Genomic DNA, 16,883 nt, shown 5'->3' with positions numbered 1-16,883 from the left:
TAGACCACTAACAATTCAAGGAAAGGCACCAAAGCCAGATCAAGGAAAGGCCAAAGCCCTAAGAAAACTGACAAAAGCGCCGCGCAGGCAAAAACCACCCCTAAATCCTCTCACCGGCAGCGCCGCTTATAATCGAGCATTCTTTGCATCCACCAGCAGACGGACAGAAATGAGCGAGACCCCGAGCGACCCCACCTCCACACTTGCCAAAAGCTTCGAGCCCCACACCATCGAGGCCCACTGGGGCCCCGAATGGGAAAAGCGCGCCTACGCGGCGCCCACCTTCGACGAAAACAAGAAAGACTTCTCGATCCAGTTGCCGCCGCCGAACGTCACCGGCACCCTGCATATGGGCCATGCGTTCAACCAGACGATCATGGACGGCCTCACCCGCTATCACCGCATGCTCGGTGAAAACACCCTCTGGGTGCCGGGAACGGACCACGCAGGCATCGCCACGCAAATCGTCGTCGAACGGCAACTGGATGCGAAAGGCGTCTCCCGTCATGACCTCGGCCGCGAAAAATTCACCGAACGCGTCTGGGAATGGAAGCAGGAATCCGGCTCGACCATCACGAATCAGGTGCGCCGCCTAGGCGCGTCGATCGACTGGTCGCGCGAATACTTCACGATGGACGACAAAATGTCGGCCGCCGTGCGCGACGTGTTCGTACGCCTGTATGAACAAGGCCTGATCTACCGCGGCAAGCGCCTCGTGAACTGGGATCCGGTGCTGCTCACCGCGGTCTCCGACCTCGAAGTGGTCAGCGAAGAAGAAAACGGCCACCTCTGGCACATCCAGTATCCGCTCACGGACGGCTCGGGCCATCTGACGGTCGCCACCACGCGCCCGGAAACCATGCTCGGCGATACCGCCGTGATGGTCCATCCGGAAGACGAACGCTATGCGCATCTGATCGGCAAAACGGTCACGCTGCCGCTCTCCGGCCGCGAAGTCCCGATCATCGCCGACGACTACGTCGACCGCGAATTCGGCACCGGCGTGGTCAAGGTCACGCCCGCGCACGATTTCAACGACTATCAGGTCGGCCTGCGCCACAAGCTGCCGATGATCGAGATCCTCACGCTCGACGCGAAAATCAACGACAACGCGCCGGAAACCTACCGCGGTCTGGATCGTTTCGAAGCCCGCAAGCAGGTGGTGATGGATCTCGAAGCGCTCAGCGCACTCGAATCGGTCAAGCCGCACAAGCTGATGGTGCCGCGCGGCGACCGCACGGGCGTCGTGATCGAGCCGATGCTGACGGACCAATGGTTCGTCGCCATGAGCAAGCCGGCGCCGGAAGGCACCTTCAATCCGGGCAAGTCGATCGCGGAAACGGCGCTCGACGTGGTTCGCAGCGGCGAAATCAAGTTCGTGCCGGAAAACTGGTCCACCACGTATTACCAGTGGCTCGAAAACATCCAGGACTGGTGTATCTCGCGCCAACTCTGGTGGGGCCATCAGATCCCGGCGTGGTACGGCGAAAACGGTGAAATCTTCGTCGCCAACACCGAAGAAGGCGCGCGCGAGAAGGCCGCAGAAGCCGGTTACACGGGCCCGCTCAAGCGCGACGATGATGTGCTCGACACGTGGTTCTCGTCGGCGCTGGTGCCGTTCTCGTCGCTCGGCTGGCCCGCCGAGACGCCGGAGTTGAAGCACTTCATGCCTTCGTCGGTGCTGGTCACCGGTTTCGACATCATCTTCTTCTGGGTCGCGCGCATGGTCATGATGACCACGCACTTCACCGGTAAGGTGCCGTTCGACACGGTCTACGTGCACGGTCTCGTGCGCGACGCCGAAGGCCAGAAGATGTCGAAGAGCAAGGGCAATACGCTCGACCCGATCGATATCGTCGACGGCATCGACCTGGACGCGCTGGTCGCCAAGCGCACCACCGGCCTGATGAATCCGAAGCAGGCTGCGTCGATCGAAAAGAAAACCCGCAAGGAATTCCCGGACGGCATTCCGGCGTTCGGCACCGACGCGCTGCGCTTCACGATGGCGTCGATGGCCACGCTCGGCCGCAACGTCAACTTCGATCTCGCGCGCTGCGAAGGCTATCGCAACTTCTGCAACAAGCTGTGGAATGCCACCCGCTTTGTGCTGATGAATTGCGAAGGCCACGATTGCGGTTTCGGCAAGCCGGAGCAATGCGGCGAATGCGGTCCGGACGGCCACCTGAATTTTTCGGCGGCCGACCGCTGGATCGTTTCGCGTCTACAACGTGTGGAAGCGGAAATCGCCAAGGGTTTCGCCGACTATCGTTTTGACAATGTGGCCAACGCCCTATACAAGTTCGTATGGGACGAATACTGTGACTGGTATCTCGAACTCGCCAAGGTTCAGATCCAGACGGGTCAGCCGAACCAGCAGCGCGCAACGCGCCGCACGCTGCTGCGCGTACTCGAGACGGTGTTGCGCCTCGCGCATCCGGTGATTCCGTTCATCACTGAAGCGCTGTGGCAAAAAGTTGCACCGTTGGCCGGACGTTATCCCGAAGGCAAAGCCGAGGGCGAAGCGTCCATCATGGTGCAACCCTACCCCGTTGCGGAGCCGTCGAAGATCGACGAAGACGCGGAGCAATGGGCGGCCGACCTGAAAGCAGTGATCGATGCGTGCCGGAATCTGCGTGGCGAGATGAATCTGTCGCCGGCGGTCAAGGTGCCGTTGCTCGCTACCGGCAACGCGGAGCGCCTCGCAACCTTCGCTCCGTACGCTCAGGCATTGGCTCGTTTGTCGGAGGTGCAGATCATTGCCGACGAGGCAACGCTGGACGCGCAGGCAGATGGCGCGCCAATTGCTATCGTAGGGAATGACAAGCTCGTGCTGAAGGTGGAAATCGACGTTGCCGTCGAGCGCGAGCGTCTGTCGAAGGAAATTGCGCGGCTTGGCACGGAAGTCATCAAGTGCAATGCCAAATTGCAGAATGAAAGCTTTGTGGCAAAGGCGCCACCGGCAGTCGTTGAGCAGGAGCAGAAAAGGCTGGCAGAATTCGAAACCACTATCGGCAAGCTGAAAGCCCAATTGGCGCGTTTGCCGGCCTGATCGACGCGCCCTGTCCGCCCCGTTGCGGGCTGACAGGGCACAAAGCTAAACCAGAGGATTCAGGGTAATCACATGCTAAAAGTTACAAAAGCGGTTTTTCCGGTAGCAGGTCTTGGCACCCGGTTCCTCCCTGCCACGAAGGCAAGCCCGAAGGAGATGCTGCCGATCGTCGACAAGCCGCTGATTCAATACGCGGTGGAAGAGGCAATGGCGGCCGGCATCACCGAAATGATCTTTGTCACGGGGCGCAGCAAGCGCGCGATCGAGGACCATTTCGATAAGTCATACGAAATCGAGGCCGAACTCCAGGCGCGTGGCAAGGACAAGCTGCTGGAACTCGTGCGCAGCATCAAGCCGAGCCATGTGGACTGCTTCTACGTGCGTCAGCCGGAAGCGCTTGGTCTCGGCCACGCGGTGATGTGCGCTGAAAAGCTGGTGGGCGACAACCCGTTCGCCGTCATCCTCGCGGACGACTTGCTCTACGGCAAGCCGCCTGTCATGACGCAGATGATCGAGGTGTTCGACCACTATCACAGCTCGGTGATCGGTGTCGAAGAGATCCCGCACTCGGAGACGAAGTCGTACGGTATCGTCGACGGCAAGGAGTGGGAAGACTCGATCATCAAGATGTCGGGCATCGTCGAAAAGCCGGAACCGGACGTCGCACCGTCGAATCTCGGCGTGGTAGGCCGCTATGTGCTAAAGCCGCGTATTTTCGAACATCTGCGCGCGCTGAAGCCGGGCGCGGGCGGCGAATTGCAGTTGACGGACGCGATTCAGTCGCTGCTCGCCGATGAGCAAGTGCTGGCTTACAAGTACCACGGCACGCGTTTCGACTGCGGCAGCAAGCTGGGTTATCTGAAGGCGACGGTCGAGTTCGCGCTGCGTCACCCGGAAGTGGCTGCGGATTTCGAAGAATATCTGCGTACCCGTTCGCCGGTGCTGGAAGGCTGAGCAACGGGGACAGCCGCGCAGAACCCTTGCGCTGTTAGCCTCTCGCGATAAGCAGTAGTCAGACGTAAAAAAGGCGCTGTGCCCCGCAATTGCGGGCACAGCGCCTTTTGTTTGGTATTTTTGTTTTGTATTTCAGCGGCGCTTCATCAGAAACGTGAAAACCTTGTCGTGCGCCGAGCTTTCGACGATTTCGTTGCCGGTTTGCTTCGCGAATGCGGCGAAATCGCGCTGCGAGCCCGGATCGGTGGCCAGTACCTTGAGAATCTGGCCGCTTTCCATGTCGGCGAGCGCCTTCTTGGCGCGCAAAATGGGCAGCGGGCACATCAGCCCGCGCGCATCGACTTCCTTGTGAACCTGAATTTGCATCGACGATGACCTTCGGGATGAGGCGTCGTAAGCGACGCCGGACAGAGGGTCAAATTCTACAGCAGGTGTCGTTTAGCCGCCGGAAGCGACGCAGTCATGTCGATTGTCGCAATCCGGCGGCGTTTTGGTGCCTTGGGCGCTACAACGTGACCGCCTCTCCGCTCTGCAAAGACTGGCGCAACGCCATGCCGATCCGCGTCGCTTCGAGCGCGTCGGCAAGCGTGGCGCCTGCTTGCGCATTCGATGCCGCACCGCCCTGCACCGCCGCCACGAAGGCGCGCGCCTCATGCAAAAACGCATCCTCGAAGCGATCGAAGAAGGTCGGCGTGCATTCGTTGCGAATGCCCGTCGCGTCGTAGATCTCGACGCGATTTGCCCGCGGATTGTGGCCAATCGCCAGCGCGCCGGCTGTGCCGATCACCTCGCTATGCGTGTCGTTACCGTGAGCTTGTGTGCGTGACGCATAGAACATCGCGAGCTTGCCGTCCTCGAATTCGCAGATCGCCACGCCGTTATCGACGTCGCCGAATTCCCGCAGCCCCTCGTGCAATGCGACCGCGCCCGCCGCAAACACGCGTTTGGCGCGCGGTTTGCCGAGCAGCCAGCGCGCGACGTCGATGTCGTGCACCGTGCAGTCCAGAAAGATCCCACCGGAGGTCGCCGCGAAACGCACGAAGAAGCCGTCGTTGTCGTTCTGATCGGTGGTTTGCGAGCGCACCAGAAACGGTCGGCCGATCTTGCCGGCTTCGATCTTGTCGAACGCATCCTTGTAGCTCGGATCGAAACGCCGCATGAAGCCGATGGTCGCCTGCAAATGCGGATAGCGCGCGGCCTCGGCCAATACGCGCTCGCACTCGGCGAGATCCAGCGACAGCGGCTTCTCGCAGAACACATGTTTGCCGGCCCGCAATGCATCGATAATCTGCTGCGCGTGCAAGGACGACGGCGTGACGAGCCACACCGCGTCCACGTCGCGATCGGCGAGCAGGGCCGCATAGTCGTCGTAGAGACGCGGTTCGGGCAACGCCTCGCGCGCCCACGCCCGCTCCTCCTCCACCGGACTGCAAGCGGCCACAAGCGCCGCACCCGGCACGCGATACGCCAGATTCTCCGCGTGGCGCTTGCCCAACCGCCCCAAGCCGACCACACCCAAACGAAGCCGCCCAGTCGTCGCGTTCGTCACGATGCCTCCCCGAGCTTCACGGCGCGACCCTCACGCCACGAGCGCGTCGCAGCGTCTGCCAGTTCGAGCGCTTTCAGGCCGTCGGCGACGGTGGTTCGCACCGGCTTGCCGTGCGTGACCGCATCGAAGAAATGCGCGATTTCCAGTGCGTACGCCGCGCGATAACGTTCGAGGAAAAACGCCTCGGGCACGTCGCTCGACACTTCGGTTTTCGAATACGCGGTGACCTCGGTGGGCCGTACATTGCCCGCCTGCAGCATGCCGGTGCTGCCGAGCACCTCGAAACGCTGGTCATACCCATAAGCCGCGCGCCGCGCGGTGTTGATCTGGCACAGGCGGCCGTGCTTCGTGCGGATCGTCACCGCGGTCGAATCGATATCGCCCGCTTCGGCAATTGCCGGATCCGAAAGACAACTACCCGTGGCATGCAGCGTGTCGGCTTCGTCATCGAGAATCCAGCGAAAGATGTCGAAGTCGTGAATCAACATGTCCTTGAAAATGCCGCCCGAGTGCTTGATGTACTCAACCGGCGGTGCGCCCGGATCGCGGCTCGTCACCACCAGCATTTCCGGCGTGCCGATTTCGCCCGCATCGATGCGCGCTTTCAACGCGGAAAAGGTCGGGTCGAAGCGGCGCTGAAAACCGATCATGCAAACCACGCCCGCACGCTCCACCGCCTCGGCGCAGGCACGCGCCCGCTCCAAAGTCAGATCGACCGGCTTCTCGCAGAACACATGTTTCTTCTGTGCGGCCGATTTCATGATCAGATCCGCGTGCGTGTCCGTGCTCGAACAGATCACCGTCGCACCGATCGACGCGTCGCCCATCGCGCCGTCGATATCCGCAACCTGCGCGCCGTGCTCGGCGGCGAGCGCCGCGGCCGCCTCGCGATTCACATCGACCACATACTTGAGCCGCACGCCCGGTTGCCGCGCCAGATTCGCCGCATGAATCTTGCCGATACGTCCCGCACCGAATACCGCTACGTCGATCGTCTTTACCGCCTCAGTCATCGTATCCTCCAGTGTCTTTGGATTCTTCTACGTTCAGTTCGAGCTTGTACGCGAGCGCGATGAACAACGCCTGGCACAAACAGATCGTGCTGGTCAGCGAGCGGAACGCAAACGCGCTGCCCTCTTTCACATACAGTTGGGTGGTAGCGTAACGCGCCAGCGGAGAAAGTTGGCTATCCGTAATAACCAGCGTCTTCGCTTGATGATGGTGCGCAACACGCAGGCAGTACTGTGTTTCCTTGCCATACGGGGCGAAGCTGATCGCGATCACCACGTCGCCCTTCTTCACGCTGCGAATCTGTTCGCGGTACATGCCGCCGAAGCCGGACACCAGATGCACGCGCTTGGGGGTGTGCTGCAACGCGTAGACGATGTAGCTCGCCACCGGAAACGAGCGCCGCACGCCGATCACGTAGATGTTGTCGGCCTGCTGCAGCATCTTCACGGCGGCGTCGAACTGCTGGTCGTCGAGGCCGGCTTCAAGTTCTTCGAGACCGCCGCGCGAGGCCGCGATAAATTCGCGCGCCACGGAGCCGCCGGACAACGCGCCAGGCTTCTCGTCGATCAGCTTGCGAATCCGCTGCTGATAACTCGGCGAGGACGTGCCCTGCCCCGTGTACGCCTGACGAAATACCGCCTGCAGATCGGAGAAGCCGGAAAAGCCGAAGCGCTGCGCAAAACGCACCACCGCGGACGGATGCACGCCGCAGCTCGCGGCGATATCGCTGGTGCGATCCACCATCACGCTCGAGCGATGCTGCTCGATATACGTCGCGACATTCTTCAATTGCCGCGGCAGCGCCTCGTAGTTTTCCGCGATGCGCTGCATCAATTCTTCGACGCTCGGCAAGTCTTCGGTGCTCTCTTCCGCCATGGCTCTCTCTTCGTTGCTTTATTGCAGTGCGGAAGGCGCTTCCAGCGCGCGCCGCACAGTGTCCTGACGCTGCCGATTATAGGCAGGCGCCCCACCAAATGGAACGTATTTTCTATTTTTATTTGTCATGAAATTTTCATTGCAAGGCTTCGGAAGATGACCTAATCTTGGTCGTGAGCGATGGTGCATCGGCTGACGTCTGCCGCAACGCACGCAATCGGAAAGCCGCCCGCCAGACGCTCCCTTCAATAACGACAGACCGAGAAAGGTGGAGACAATGAGACTTTGCAAGGGCAAGGCTACGCTCAGGATTCTGGTGGCGGCATTGACGTTGGCGACGGGATTCGGTGCGGCGTCGTCCGCCCGCGCGGCTGACGCTCACTTCGTGCTGATCAGCCACGCGCCGGATTCGGATTCGTGGTGGAACACCATCAAGAACGCCATCAAACAGGCCGACGAAGATTTCAACGTCGAGACCGACTACCGCAATCCGCCGAACGGCGACATCGCCGATATGGCGCGTCTGGTCGAACAGGCCGCCGCGCGCAACTACGACGGCGTGATCGTTTCGATCGCAGACTTCGACGTGCTCAAGAGTTCGCTCGCCAAGGTCACGGAGAAGCACATTCCGCTCGTCACGATCAATTCCGGCACTGAGGAGCAAAGCGCGCAGCTTGGCGCAATCATGCACGTCGGTCAGCCTGAATACGCCGCGGGCAAAGCGGCAGGCCAGAAAGCGAAAGCAGCGGGCATCAAGTCGTTCCTGTGCGTGAACCACTACGCGACCAACCCGGCTTCGTTCGAACGCTGCCGCGGCTTTGCCGAGGCGATCGGCGTCGACTTCAAGTCCTCGACGCTCGACGCGGGCCAGGACCCGACCGGTGTGCAATCGAAAGTGAGCGCGTATCTGCGCAATCACCCGAACACCCAGGCGGTGCTCACCCTCGGTCCGCTCTCGGCCGCGCCGACGATGAAGGCGCTGCAGCAGATGGGCCTCGCCGGCAAGGTCTGGTTCGCGACATTCGACTTCGACAATGACATTGCGAAGGGCATCCAGGACGGCACGATCCAGTTCGCCATCGACCAGCAACCCTACCTGCAGGGCTATATCCCGGTTGCCGTACTGGCCATCGTGAAGAAGGAACACACCACAGATCCGGCGAAGATCCGCCAGATCCTGCAGGCCAATCCGAAGTTCCAGCAACGTCTCACCACGTACGGCCTGCAGCCCGCCTATGGGCCGCGCAATATCGGTTCCGGCCCGGGTTTCATCACCAAGGCCAATATCGACAAGGTGGTCAAGTACGCAGGGCAGTACCGCTAACGCATTTCGCTGGAAGTACGGACACGGGAGAACCGTTCCGGCAGGTATGAAGAAAGTGGACGCGGCCGGCCGCAACTGGCCAGGCCGCCCCACGCCTGCATTCACCACGTTTTACGTGCATTACGCGCCATGCGGTCCGATTGCAGTCCTTTGATGACTGCGAAAAGCCGGGCGCATCAAGGAGAGCTTCAATGGGCGTAGCCAACCCCTTCCACCCTCATCCCCGCAAGCAGCCCCCTTCGAACACCGCGACGACGTCAACGTCCGGCGGTGCGCCCGCGGCGGCCGATGAGCGCGTGCGCCAGGAATCGTGGTTCCGGCATCTGCTGAACCGTCCGGAATTCGCCGCCCTCGCCGGCACCGTGATGGTGTTCCTCGTGTTTGGGATTGCGGCCGGCAACTCCGGCATGTTCAACCTCGACGGCGTGATGAACTGGTCGCAAGTGGCCGCGTATCTCGGCCTCATCTCAGTCGGTGCATGCCTGTTGATGATCGCCGGCGAATTCGATCTGTCGATCGGTTCGATGATCGGCTTCTCGGGCATGATGGTCGCGCTGCCCACGATGTACTTCCACTGGCCGATTGCCTTGTCGATCGTGTTCGCGTTCGCCGGATCGATGCTGCTCGGCGCACTCAACGGCTATCTGGTGATGCGCACGCGGCTGCCGTCATTCATCGTGACGCTGGCGTTCCTGTTCATCCTGCGCGGCCTCACGCTGGCCCTGTCGGTCATGTTCGCCGACCGCACGATCATCTCCGGCGTGGGCGACGTCGCCGCTCACGACTGGCTCGCCCATACCTTGTTCCAGGGTGTCGCGTTCAAGGGCCTGTTCACCTGGCTCGGCCATATCGGTGTTGTGAAGCTGCTCGATAACGGCAACCCGCTCGTGCCGGGCATCCCGAAAGTGCTGCTCTGGTGGTTCGCGCTTGCCGCAGTCTGTGCGTTCACCCTCGCCAAGACCCGCTTCGGCAACTGGATTTTCGCGGTTGGCGGCGACGCCAACGCGGCGAAGAACGTCGGTGTGCCGGTACGGCGCGTGAAGATTTCGCTGTTCGTGCTAACCGCGTTCTGCGCGTGCCTGTTCGCCGTGCTGCAAGTGTGCGACATCGGCTCGGCCGCGGCCGACCGCGGGCTGCAGGCCGAATTCGAGGCCATCATCGCGGCGGTGATTGGCGGCACGCTGCTGACCGGCGGCTACGGTTCGGTGATCGGCGCCTGCTTCGGCGCGTTGATCTTCGGCGTCGTGCAGATCGGCATCACCTATACGAATGTCGATTCCGACTGGTTCCGCGTGTTCCTCGGCGTGATGCTGCTGATCGCCGTGCTGTTCAATCACTACGTGCGCCGCCGCGTCGCGCAGTCGTAACGAGGAGACGACCATGTCCGATACGAATACCGTGAACACCGCGGCCAAGCCGCAGGACGACGTGATCCTCGCACTCGAAGACGTCAGCAAGTACTTCGGCCAGGTCATCGCGCTAAGCGGCGTGACCTTGCGCCTGAAGCGCGGCGAAGTGCATTGCCTGCTCGGCGACAACGGCGCGGGTAAGTCGACGTTGATCAAGACGCTCGCCGGCGTGCATCGACCCTCCTCCGGTCAATATCTGGTGGACGGCAAGCCGGTGCAGTTCGAGTCGCCGAAAGACGCGCTCGATCTCGGCATCGCCACCGTCTATCAGGATCTGGCGCTGGTGCCCTTGCTCTCCGTGGCGCGCAACTTTTTCATGGGCCGCGAGCCGCAGAAAAAACTGTTTGGTTTCATCAACGTGATGGACCTCGAAACCAGCGCCACCACCGCACGCGACAAGCTCGCCGAAATGGGCATCAACGTGCGCGATCCGCATCAACCGATTGGAACGATGTCCGGCGGCGAGAAGCAATGCCTCGCGATCGCCCGGGCGATTCACTTCGGCGCGCGCGTGCTAATTCTCGACGAGCCGACTGCCGCGCTCGGCGTCAAGCAGAGCTTCAACGTGCTGAAACTGATCCACACGGCGCGCGCGAAAGGCATCTCGGTGATTTTCATCACACACAACGTGCACCACGCGTATCCGATCGGCGATTCGTTCACGCTGCTCAATCGCGGCAAATCGCTCGGCACGTTCACGAAGGACACCATCAGCAAGGACGAAGTACTCGACATGATGGCCGGCGGCGCCGAAATGCAGAAGATGATCGGCGAACTCGACGGCGCGACGATCTGATTCATTCGCGCGGGCTTCCGGCGCTTACCGCGCCTCACGCCCGCGCTCAGCTATTCAGGAATATTCATGAATCATTCCAGCACATCCAGCGGGATCGTGAACGGTGGCGGGCTCACTTCCACTTCAGCGGCAACGGCCAGCCGTTTCGCACCGGAGCGCAGTCGCGACATCGTCTGTCTTGGCCGTCTTGCCGTCGATCTGTACGCGCAGCAGGTCGGCGCGCGACTCGAAGACGTGTCGAGCTTCGCGAAGTATCTTGGCGGTTCATCCGCGAATATCGCGTTCGGTTGCGCGCGGCTCGGGCTTGCATCGGCGATGCTGGCGCGCGTCGGCAACGATCACATGGGGCGTTTTCTCACCGAGACCTTGACGAAGGAAGGCTGCGACGTCAGTCATGTACGCGTCGATCAGGAACGCCTGACCGCCCTCGTTCTGCTCGGTCTGAAAGATCGCGATACCTTTCCGCTGATCTTTTATCGCGAGAACTGCGCGGATATGGCGGTGGATGAAGCGGATTTCGACGAGGCGTACATTGCGTCGTCGAAAGCGCTGCTGATTACCGGCACACACTTTTCGACCGAGCAGGTGAATCGCACGAGCCGCCGCGCGCTGGATTACGCGCGACGCAATAACGTGCGCACCGTGCTCGATATCGACTATCGCCCGGTGTTGTGGGGTCTCACGGGCAAGGCGGATGGCGAAACCCGCTTCGTCGCGAGCGAAGGCGTGACCGCACACTTGCAGCGCATCCTGCCGTTGTTCGATCTGGTGATCGGCACTGAGGAGGAGTTTCGCATCGCCGGCGGCAAGACCGAACTCGTCGATGCATTAGCGATGGTACGCGCCGTGACGCCGGCCACGCTGGTTCTGAAGCGCGGGCCGATGGGCTGCCAGATCATCGACGGCAAAGTACCTGCAAAGCTCGACGATTTGCCGATTCACGGCGGAGTCGAGGTGGAAGTGTTGAATGTACTCGGCGCAGGCGATGCATTCGCCTCGGGCTTTCTCTCCGGATGGTTACGCGATCAGCCGCTCGAAGCCTGCGCGCGTGCGGCGAATGCGAGCGGTGCGCTGGTCGTCTCGCGTCACGGCTGTGCGCCTGCGATGCCGACGCCTGCCGAACTCGACTATTTCCTGCGCGAGGCCAAGGTCGATCCGCAGCGCATGCGCCGCCCCGACCGCGACGCGACGCTCGCGCGCTTGCATCGTGTCTCCCCTGCCCGCAAACAATGGGACGAAGTACTCGGCTTCGCGTTCGATCACCGCAATCAGTTCTTCGAACTCGCCCAGCAGACCGGCGCCGACGAAGCGCGTATCGTGCAACTGAAGGGCCTGTTCGTCGAAGCTGTCGCACAGACAGAAACCGCCTTGGGGCTGCAAGGCCGCATCGGCATCCTGAGCGACGATCGCTACGGTCAGGACGCATTGAACGCCGCCACCGGACGTGGCTGGTGGATCGGCCGGCCGGTTGAGCTGCCCGGCTCCGTGCCGCTCGTGTTCGACCACGGCCGCTCTATCGGCACGACGCTGATCGCTTGGCCGCAGGAACACATCGCCAAGTGCCTCGTGCAATTCCATCCCGACGAACCCGTCGAACAACGCCTCGAACAGGAAGCGCAACTGCGTGCGCTTTACGATGCGACGCAAGCGAGCGGCCACGAATTGCTGCTTGAAGTAATTCCGCCGAAACACGCGCATCTGCCGCAAGCACCGGACATCGTTTATCGCGCGTTGAAGCGGCTGTACAACATCGGCATCTATCCGGAATGGTGGAAGCTCGAACCGATGGATGCCGCCCAATGGCAAGCCGTCGACGCGCTGGTCGCCGAGCGCGATCCGTACTGCCGTGGCGTGGTGTTGCTCGGTTTGTCGGCGGGCGTCGAGCAATTGAACGAAGGCTTTCGCGCGGCTGCGCAATCGGCGACATGCCGCGGCTTTACCGTCGGCCGCACGATCTTTCACGAGCCGAGCCATGCGTGGCTCGCCGGTGAAATCAGCGACGACGAACTGATCGCGCGCGTGCGCCATACGTTCGAAACGCTGATCGCGTCGTGGCGTGCGACGCGTGGAACGACAAGCACGCAGCCCAACACGGCGGACCATGCACATCAGGAGCAGGCGGCATGAACCAGCGCGTATTGCATCACGATGCGGCGTCCGCCAACGACGCCACCCAGGCTCACGCGCCATCGGGCGGCACCGTCCGTCTGACGACCGCCCAGGCGCTGGTTCGCTACCTCGCCGCACAACGCGTCGCGACCGAAGACGGCACCGGCACCGAGCCGCTCTTTGGCGGCGTATTCGCGATCTTCGGGCACGGCAATGTGGCCGGAATGGGCGAAGCCTTGTATCAGCACCGCGAAGCGTTGCCCACGCTACGCGCCCACAACGAACAGGCGATGGCGCACAGCGCGATTGCCTATGCGAAGGCGCATTTCCGTCGCCGCATGATGGCCGTCACAACGTCGATCGGACCCGGCGCGACCAATCTGATCACCGCGGCCGCGCTCGCGCATGTGAACCGTCTGCCGGTGCTGCTGTTACCCGGCGACGTGTTCATCTCGCGCGCACCCGATCCGGTGTTGCAGCAGGTTGAAGATTTCCATGATGGCGGCGTCTCTGCGAACGATGCGTTCAAACCGGTGTCGCGCTACTTCGACCGCATCGTGCACCCGGCGCAATTGCTCAATGCATTGCCCCGCGCCCTGCGCGTGCTCACCGATGCGGCGTTGTGCGGTCCTGTCACGCTCGCGTTGCCTCAGGACGTGCAAGCGCAAGCATGGGATTTCCCGGCCGATTTCTTTACGCCACGCGTCGTCACGTTCCATTCCCCCGCGCCGCGCGCTGAAGACATCAACGCGGCGGTTGCTCATCTGCGCCGCGCCAAGCGGCCGTTGATCGTCGCGGGCGGCGGCGTGCTCTATGGCCGTGCGACCGACGCGCTGCACCGCTTCGCCGCCGCGCACGGCATTCCGGTGGCCGAAACTCAGGCCGGCAAGGGTTCACTCGCCTGGAACGATCCGCTGAACGCCGGCGCGTTGGGCGTGACCGGCTCGCCCGCCGCCAATGCACTCGCTCACGATGCCGACTGCGTGCTGGCAATCGGCACACGCTTGCAGGACTTCACGACCGGCTCGAACACGTTGTTCACCCAGGCCGACGTGATCGGCATCAACGCGAATCCGTTCGATGCCATCAAGCATCGCGCGCTGGTGGTCGAGGCCGACGCACGTCTTGCATTAGATGCGCTCGCCGAATCCCTGCAAGGCTGGCACGCGGACCGTACATGGACCGCACGCGCACATAAGCTCGCGGCAAGCTGGCGCGACACCGTGAGCACGCTCACGCATGCGCCGCAACGCGACACCGTGCTGCCGTATGAGGGCGACGTGATCGGCGCGGTGCAGCGTTCGAGCGCGCGTTCCGCGACGGACGATATCGTCGTGTGCGCAGCGGGAACCTTGCCGGCCGAATTGCATAAGCTGTGGCGCGCCGGCAAACCGGGCGCGTATCACGTCGAATACGGCTACTCATGCATGGGCTACGAGATCGCCGGCGGCCTCGGCGTCAAGCTCGCACGGCCCGCGCGTGAAGTAATCGTAATGCTCGGCGACGGCAGCTATCTGATGATGAACAGCGAGATCGCGACTTCGGTGATGATCGGCGCGAAGCTGATCGTGGTGGTGCTCGACAATCGCGGCTACGGTTGCATCAACCGCTTGCAACAGGCTTGCGGTGGCGCACCGTTCAACAACCTGCTCGACGACTGCATGCAGGGCCCGCTTGGCGCGCCGAAGATCGACTTCGCCGCGCACGCACGCGCGCTCGGCGCAGAGGCCGAACACGTCGCGAACATCGGCGAACTTGAAGACGCGCTGCAGCGTGCGCGCGCCGCCGACCGCACCTATGTGATCAGTATCGACACCGACCCCGCCCGCACCACGAACGACGGCGGCTGGTGGTGGGAGGTCGCCGTGCCCGAGGTATCGGCGCGCGACACCGTGCGCGCTGCGCGCTCGCAATACGACGCGCAACTCGCCGCCCGCGCGGCGCCCACCGACCCCAGCGACCGCCCCGGCCACATCGACAACGAATGAGGACGCCCGCATGACTGCTTTCGACGTACGTATCGGCATCAACCCCTTATCGTGGATGAACGATGACCTGCCTTCGCTCGGCGGCGAAACGCCACTCGAAGTCGCGTTGACCGAAGGACGCCAGATCGGCTACCAGGGTTTCGAACTCGGCAACAAGTTTCCGCGCGAACCGCAGGCGCTGAAGACCCTGCTTGCCCAATACGATCTGGCCTTGGTATCCGGCTGGTACTCCGGACGACTCGCGCGACGCAGCGTGGAAGAGGAAATCGCCTCGGTCGGCCCGCACCTCGAACTGCTCGCACAGAACGGCGCGACCGCGATGGTCTACGGCGAAGTTGCCGATTCGATCCAGGGCGCACCGCAACCGCTGTACCAACGCCCGCGTTTTTTCAGCGAAGCGCAATGGGCCGCGTACGCGGCGCGCGTCGATGAATTCGCACGCTATACGTTGAGCCGCGGCGTGCGGCTGGCGTACCATCATCACATGGGCGCGTATGTCGAAACGCCGGCCGACGTCGATCAACTGATGTCGCGCACGAGCGACGCCGTCGGCCTGCTGTTCGATGCCGGACACATCACGTTTGCCGGCGGCGATCCGCTCGCGGTGCTCGACAAACACATCGGGCGCGTGTGCCACGTCCACTGCAAGGACGTTCGACCCGCGGTGATGAAACTGGCGCGCAATCGCAACTGGAGTTTCCTCGACGCGGTGATCGCCGGTGCGTTCACGGTACCGGGCGATGGCGCAGTGAACTTCCCGGCGATCATCGATCGATTGAAGCGGCATGGCTATCGTGGTTGGCTGGTGGTTGAAGCGGAACAGGACCCGGTGGTGGCGCCATCGTATGAGTATGCGCAGAAAGGATTCCGGACCTTGCGAGCGCTGGTCGATGCGCCGCTCGACGCCGGTGGCAGGACTGAGCAGGAGGCAGCATGAGTTTATTGGTAAAGGCGCAGCGCGAGGGCCAGACAATCGCGCGGGTGACGCCTGAGTCGGCGTGCTGGCGGTATGTGGGATTTGCTGCTTACCGGTTGGGCGCGGATGAAGTCGTGCATGTGTTTGAGCCGTCTCGCGAGGTGTGTATCGTCGTGTTGACGGGCGCGGTGGATATTGAAACTGCTGATGCAAAATGGAGTTCGCTGGGTTCACGCGATAGCGTGTTCGAGGATTCCGCGCCGTATGCGGTGTATTTTCCGCCTGGCGTGCGGGTGACGGTTCGCGCCTGTCGCGATGCGGAGGTTGGTGTGGCGAGTGCGCCCGGCAAGGGTATGTATCCGGCGAGGTTGATCGAGCCTTCTACGATGAAGCGTTCCACGCGAGGGAAAGGGCTGAATACGCGTTACGTATGCGATATTCTTCCGCAGACTGAGCTTGCGGAGTCTTTGCTGGTTGTCGAGGTTCGGACGCCTGGTGGGCATGCTTCAAGCTATCCGCCGCATAAGCACGATACGGATAATGTGCCTCATGAGAGTTCGCTCGAAGAGACCTACTATCATCGGCTCGATCCGCCGCAAGGGTTTGCTTTTCAGCGTGTGTATACGGATATGCGCGATATCGATGAGTCGATGGCGGTGGAGAATCACGACGTCGTGATGGTGCCGCGTGGGTATCATCCTGTTGTTGTTCCCTATGGGTATGAATCTTATTATTTGAATGTTATGGCTGGGGGGCAGCGGACCTGGCATTTTCGGAATGATCCCGCGCATGAGTGGATTATTAATAAGGATGGCTAGGGGTTTTTGCCTTTTGCGGCGGCATTTGGCCGTGTTCTTGGGGCGTTGGCCTTTCCTTGTTTTGTTAGTGGTCTATTAGCGTTG

General features: G+C 62.0%; 13 protein-coding genes. 9 read left to right on the top strand and 4 right to left on the bottom strand.

The window, feature by feature from the left end; all coding sequences use genetic code 11:
* Positions 1–169 precede the first annotated feature (169 nt).
* Positions 170–3,049 carry a valine--tRNA ligase gene (locus M0D67_RS40910; protein WP_154567212.1) on the top strand — a complete coding sequence of 960 codons (2,880 nt, stop codon included), beginning with the start codon at positions 170–172 and terminating at the stop codon, positions 3,047–3,049.
* A 72-nt stretch (positions 3,050–3,121) separates the two neighbouring features.
* Positions 3,122–4,003 (top strand): UTP--glucose-1-phosphate uridylyltransferase GalU, encoded by an 882-nt coding sequence (galU, locus tag M0D67_RS40905; RefSeq protein WP_054042256.1) that lies wholly within the window; start codon positions 3,122–3,124, stop codon positions 4,001–4,003.
* Between the two features lie 132 nt (positions 4,004–4,135).
* Here the strand turns inward: galU and M0D67_RS40900 are convergent, their stop codons facing one another.
* From M0D67_RS40900 to M0D67_RS40885, 4 genes are all read right to left on the bottom strand, one after another.
* Positions 4,136–4,363 carry a sulfurtransferase TusA family protein gene (locus M0D67_RS40900; RefSeq protein ID WP_025600552.1) on the bottom strand — a complete coding sequence of 76 codons (228 nt, stop codon included), beginning with the start codon at positions 4,361–4,363 and terminating at the stop codon, positions 4,136–4,138.
* 145 nt (positions 4,364–4,508) lie between these two features.
* On the bottom strand, positions 4,509–5,555 hold the full coding sequence (locus M0D67_RS40895) for a Gfo/Idh/MocA family oxidoreductase (RefSeq protein WP_266243308.1): 1,047 nt from the start codon (positions 5,553–5,555) through the stop codon (positions 4,509–4,511).
* A complete protein-coding gene (iolG, locus tag M0D67_RS40890) occupies positions 5,549–6,565 on the bottom strand; it encodes an inositol 2-dehydrogenase (protein ID WP_211605611.1) in 1,017 nt (338 codons plus the stop codon). The genes M0D67_RS40895 and iolG overlap by 7 nt, the downstream gene beginning before the upstream one ends.
* Positions 6,558–7,439 carry a MurR/RpiR family transcriptional regulator gene (locus tag M0D67_RS40885; RefSeq protein ID WP_154567214.1) on the bottom strand — a complete coding sequence of 294 codons (882 nt, stop codon included), beginning with the start codon at positions 7,437–7,439 and terminating at the stop codon, positions 6,558–6,560. The genes iolG and M0D67_RS40885 overlap by 8 nt, the downstream gene beginning before the upstream one ends.
* Positions 7,440–7,716: 277 nt before the next feature.
* On the opposite strand from M0D67_RS40885, the gene M0D67_RS40880 reads away from it, so the two are divergent.
* From M0D67_RS40880 to iolB, 7 genes are all read left to right on the top strand, one after another.
* Complete coding sequence (locus tag M0D67_RS40880; protein ID WP_154567215.1) at positions 7,717–8,763, top strand: sugar ABC transporter substrate-binding protein; 1,047 nt, start codon at positions 7,717–7,719, stop codon at positions 8,761–8,763.
* A 191-nt stretch (positions 8,764–8,954) separates the two neighbouring features.
* Positions 8,955–10,130 (top strand): ABC transporter permease, encoded by a 1,176-nt coding sequence (locus M0D67_RS40875; protein WP_154567216.1) that lies wholly within the window; start codon positions 8,955–8,957, stop codon positions 10,128–10,130.
* A gap of 13 nt (positions 10,131–10,143) precedes the next feature.
* A complete protein-coding gene (locus tag M0D67_RS40870) occupies positions 10,144–10,968 on the top strand; it encodes an ATP-binding cassette domain-containing protein (protein ID WP_054042249.1) in 825 nt (274 codons plus the stop codon).
* Between the two features lie 66 nt (positions 10,969–11,034).
* Positions 11,035–13,095, top strand: coding sequence for a 5-dehydro-2-deoxygluconokinase (gene iolC, locus M0D67_RS40865; protein ID WP_266243303.1), 2,061 nt, complete (start codon positions 11,035–11,037; stop codon positions 13,093–13,095).
* Complete coding sequence (gene iolD, locus M0D67_RS40860; protein WP_266243301.1) at positions 13,092–15,065, top strand: 3D-(3,5/4)-trihydroxycyclohexane-1,2-dione acylhydrolase (decyclizing); 1,974 nt, start codon at positions 13,092–13,094, stop codon at positions 15,063–15,065. The genes iolC and iolD overlap by 4 nt, the downstream gene beginning before the upstream one ends.
* Before the next feature lie 10 nt (positions 15,066–15,075).
* Positions 15,076–16,002 carry a myo-inosose-2 dehydratase gene (gene iolE / locus M0D67_RS40855; protein ID WP_266243299.1) on the top strand — a complete coding sequence of 309 codons (927 nt, stop codon included), beginning with the start codon at positions 15,076–15,078 and terminating at the stop codon, positions 16,000–16,002.
* Positions 15,999–16,799: a 5-deoxy-glucuronate isomerase gene (iolB, locus tag M0D67_RS40850; RefSeq protein ID WP_154567221.1), complete on the top strand. Its 801-nt coding sequence runs from the start codon at positions 15,999–16,001 to the stop codon at positions 16,797–16,799. The genes iolE and iolB overlap by 4 nt, the downstream gene beginning before the upstream one ends.
* Positions 16,800–16,883 lie beyond the last annotated feature (84 nt).

It is taken from the genome of Paraburkholderia sp. SECH4 (genome assembly GCF_030511745.1).
GTDB lineage: Bacteria > Pseudomonadota > Gammaproteobacteria > Burkholderiales > Burkholderiaceae > Paraburkholderia > Paraburkholderia madseniana.
Note: the sequence above shows the minus strand (reverse complement) of the source record. Positions and strands in the feature narration are given on the sequence as shown.

Bases quoted from the DNA above. Each gene is read 5' to 3' on its own strand.
- iolD (WP_266243301.1), top strand. From the start codon at position 13,092: ATGAACCAGCGCGTATTGCATCACGATGCGGCGTCCGCCAACGACGCC.
- galU (WP_054042256.1), top strand. From the start codon at position 3,122: ATGCTAAAAGTTACAAAAGCGGTTTTTCCGGTAGCAGGTCTTGGCACC.
- M0D67_RS40885 (WP_154567214.1), bottom strand. From the start codon at position 7,439: ATGGCGGAAGAGAGCACCGAAGACTTGCCGAGCGTCGAAGAATTGATG.
- M0D67_RS40910 (WP_154567212.1), top strand. From the start codon at position 170: ATGAGCGAGACCCCGAGCGACCCCACCTCCACACTTGCCAAAAGCTTC.
- iolG (WP_211605611.1), bottom strand. From the start codon at position 6,565: ATGACTGAGGCGGTAAAGACGATCGACGTAGCGGTATTCGGTGCGGGA.
- M0D67_RS40875 (WP_154567216.1), top strand. From the start codon at position 8,955: ATGGGCGTAGCCAACCCCTTCCACCCTCATCCCCGCAAGCAGCCCCCT.
- iolE (WP_266243299.1), top strand. From the start codon at position 15,076: ATGACTGCTTTCGACGTACGTATCGGCATCAACCCCTTATCGTGGATG.
- M0D67_RS40870 (WP_054042249.1), top strand. From the start codon at position 10,144: ATGTCCGATACGAATACCGTGAACACCGCGGCCAAGCCGCAGGACGAC.
- iolC (WP_266243303.1), top strand. From the start codon at position 11,035: ATGAATCATTCCAGCACATCCAGCGGGATCGTGAACGGTGGCGGGCTC.
- M0D67_RS40880 (WP_154567215.1), top strand. From the start codon at position 7,717: ATGAGACTTTGCAAGGGCAAGGCTACGCTCAGGATTCTGGTGGCGGCA.
- iolB (WP_154567221.1), top strand. From the start codon at position 15,999: ATGAGTTTATTGGTAAAGGCGCAGCGCGAGGGCCAGACAATCGCGCGG.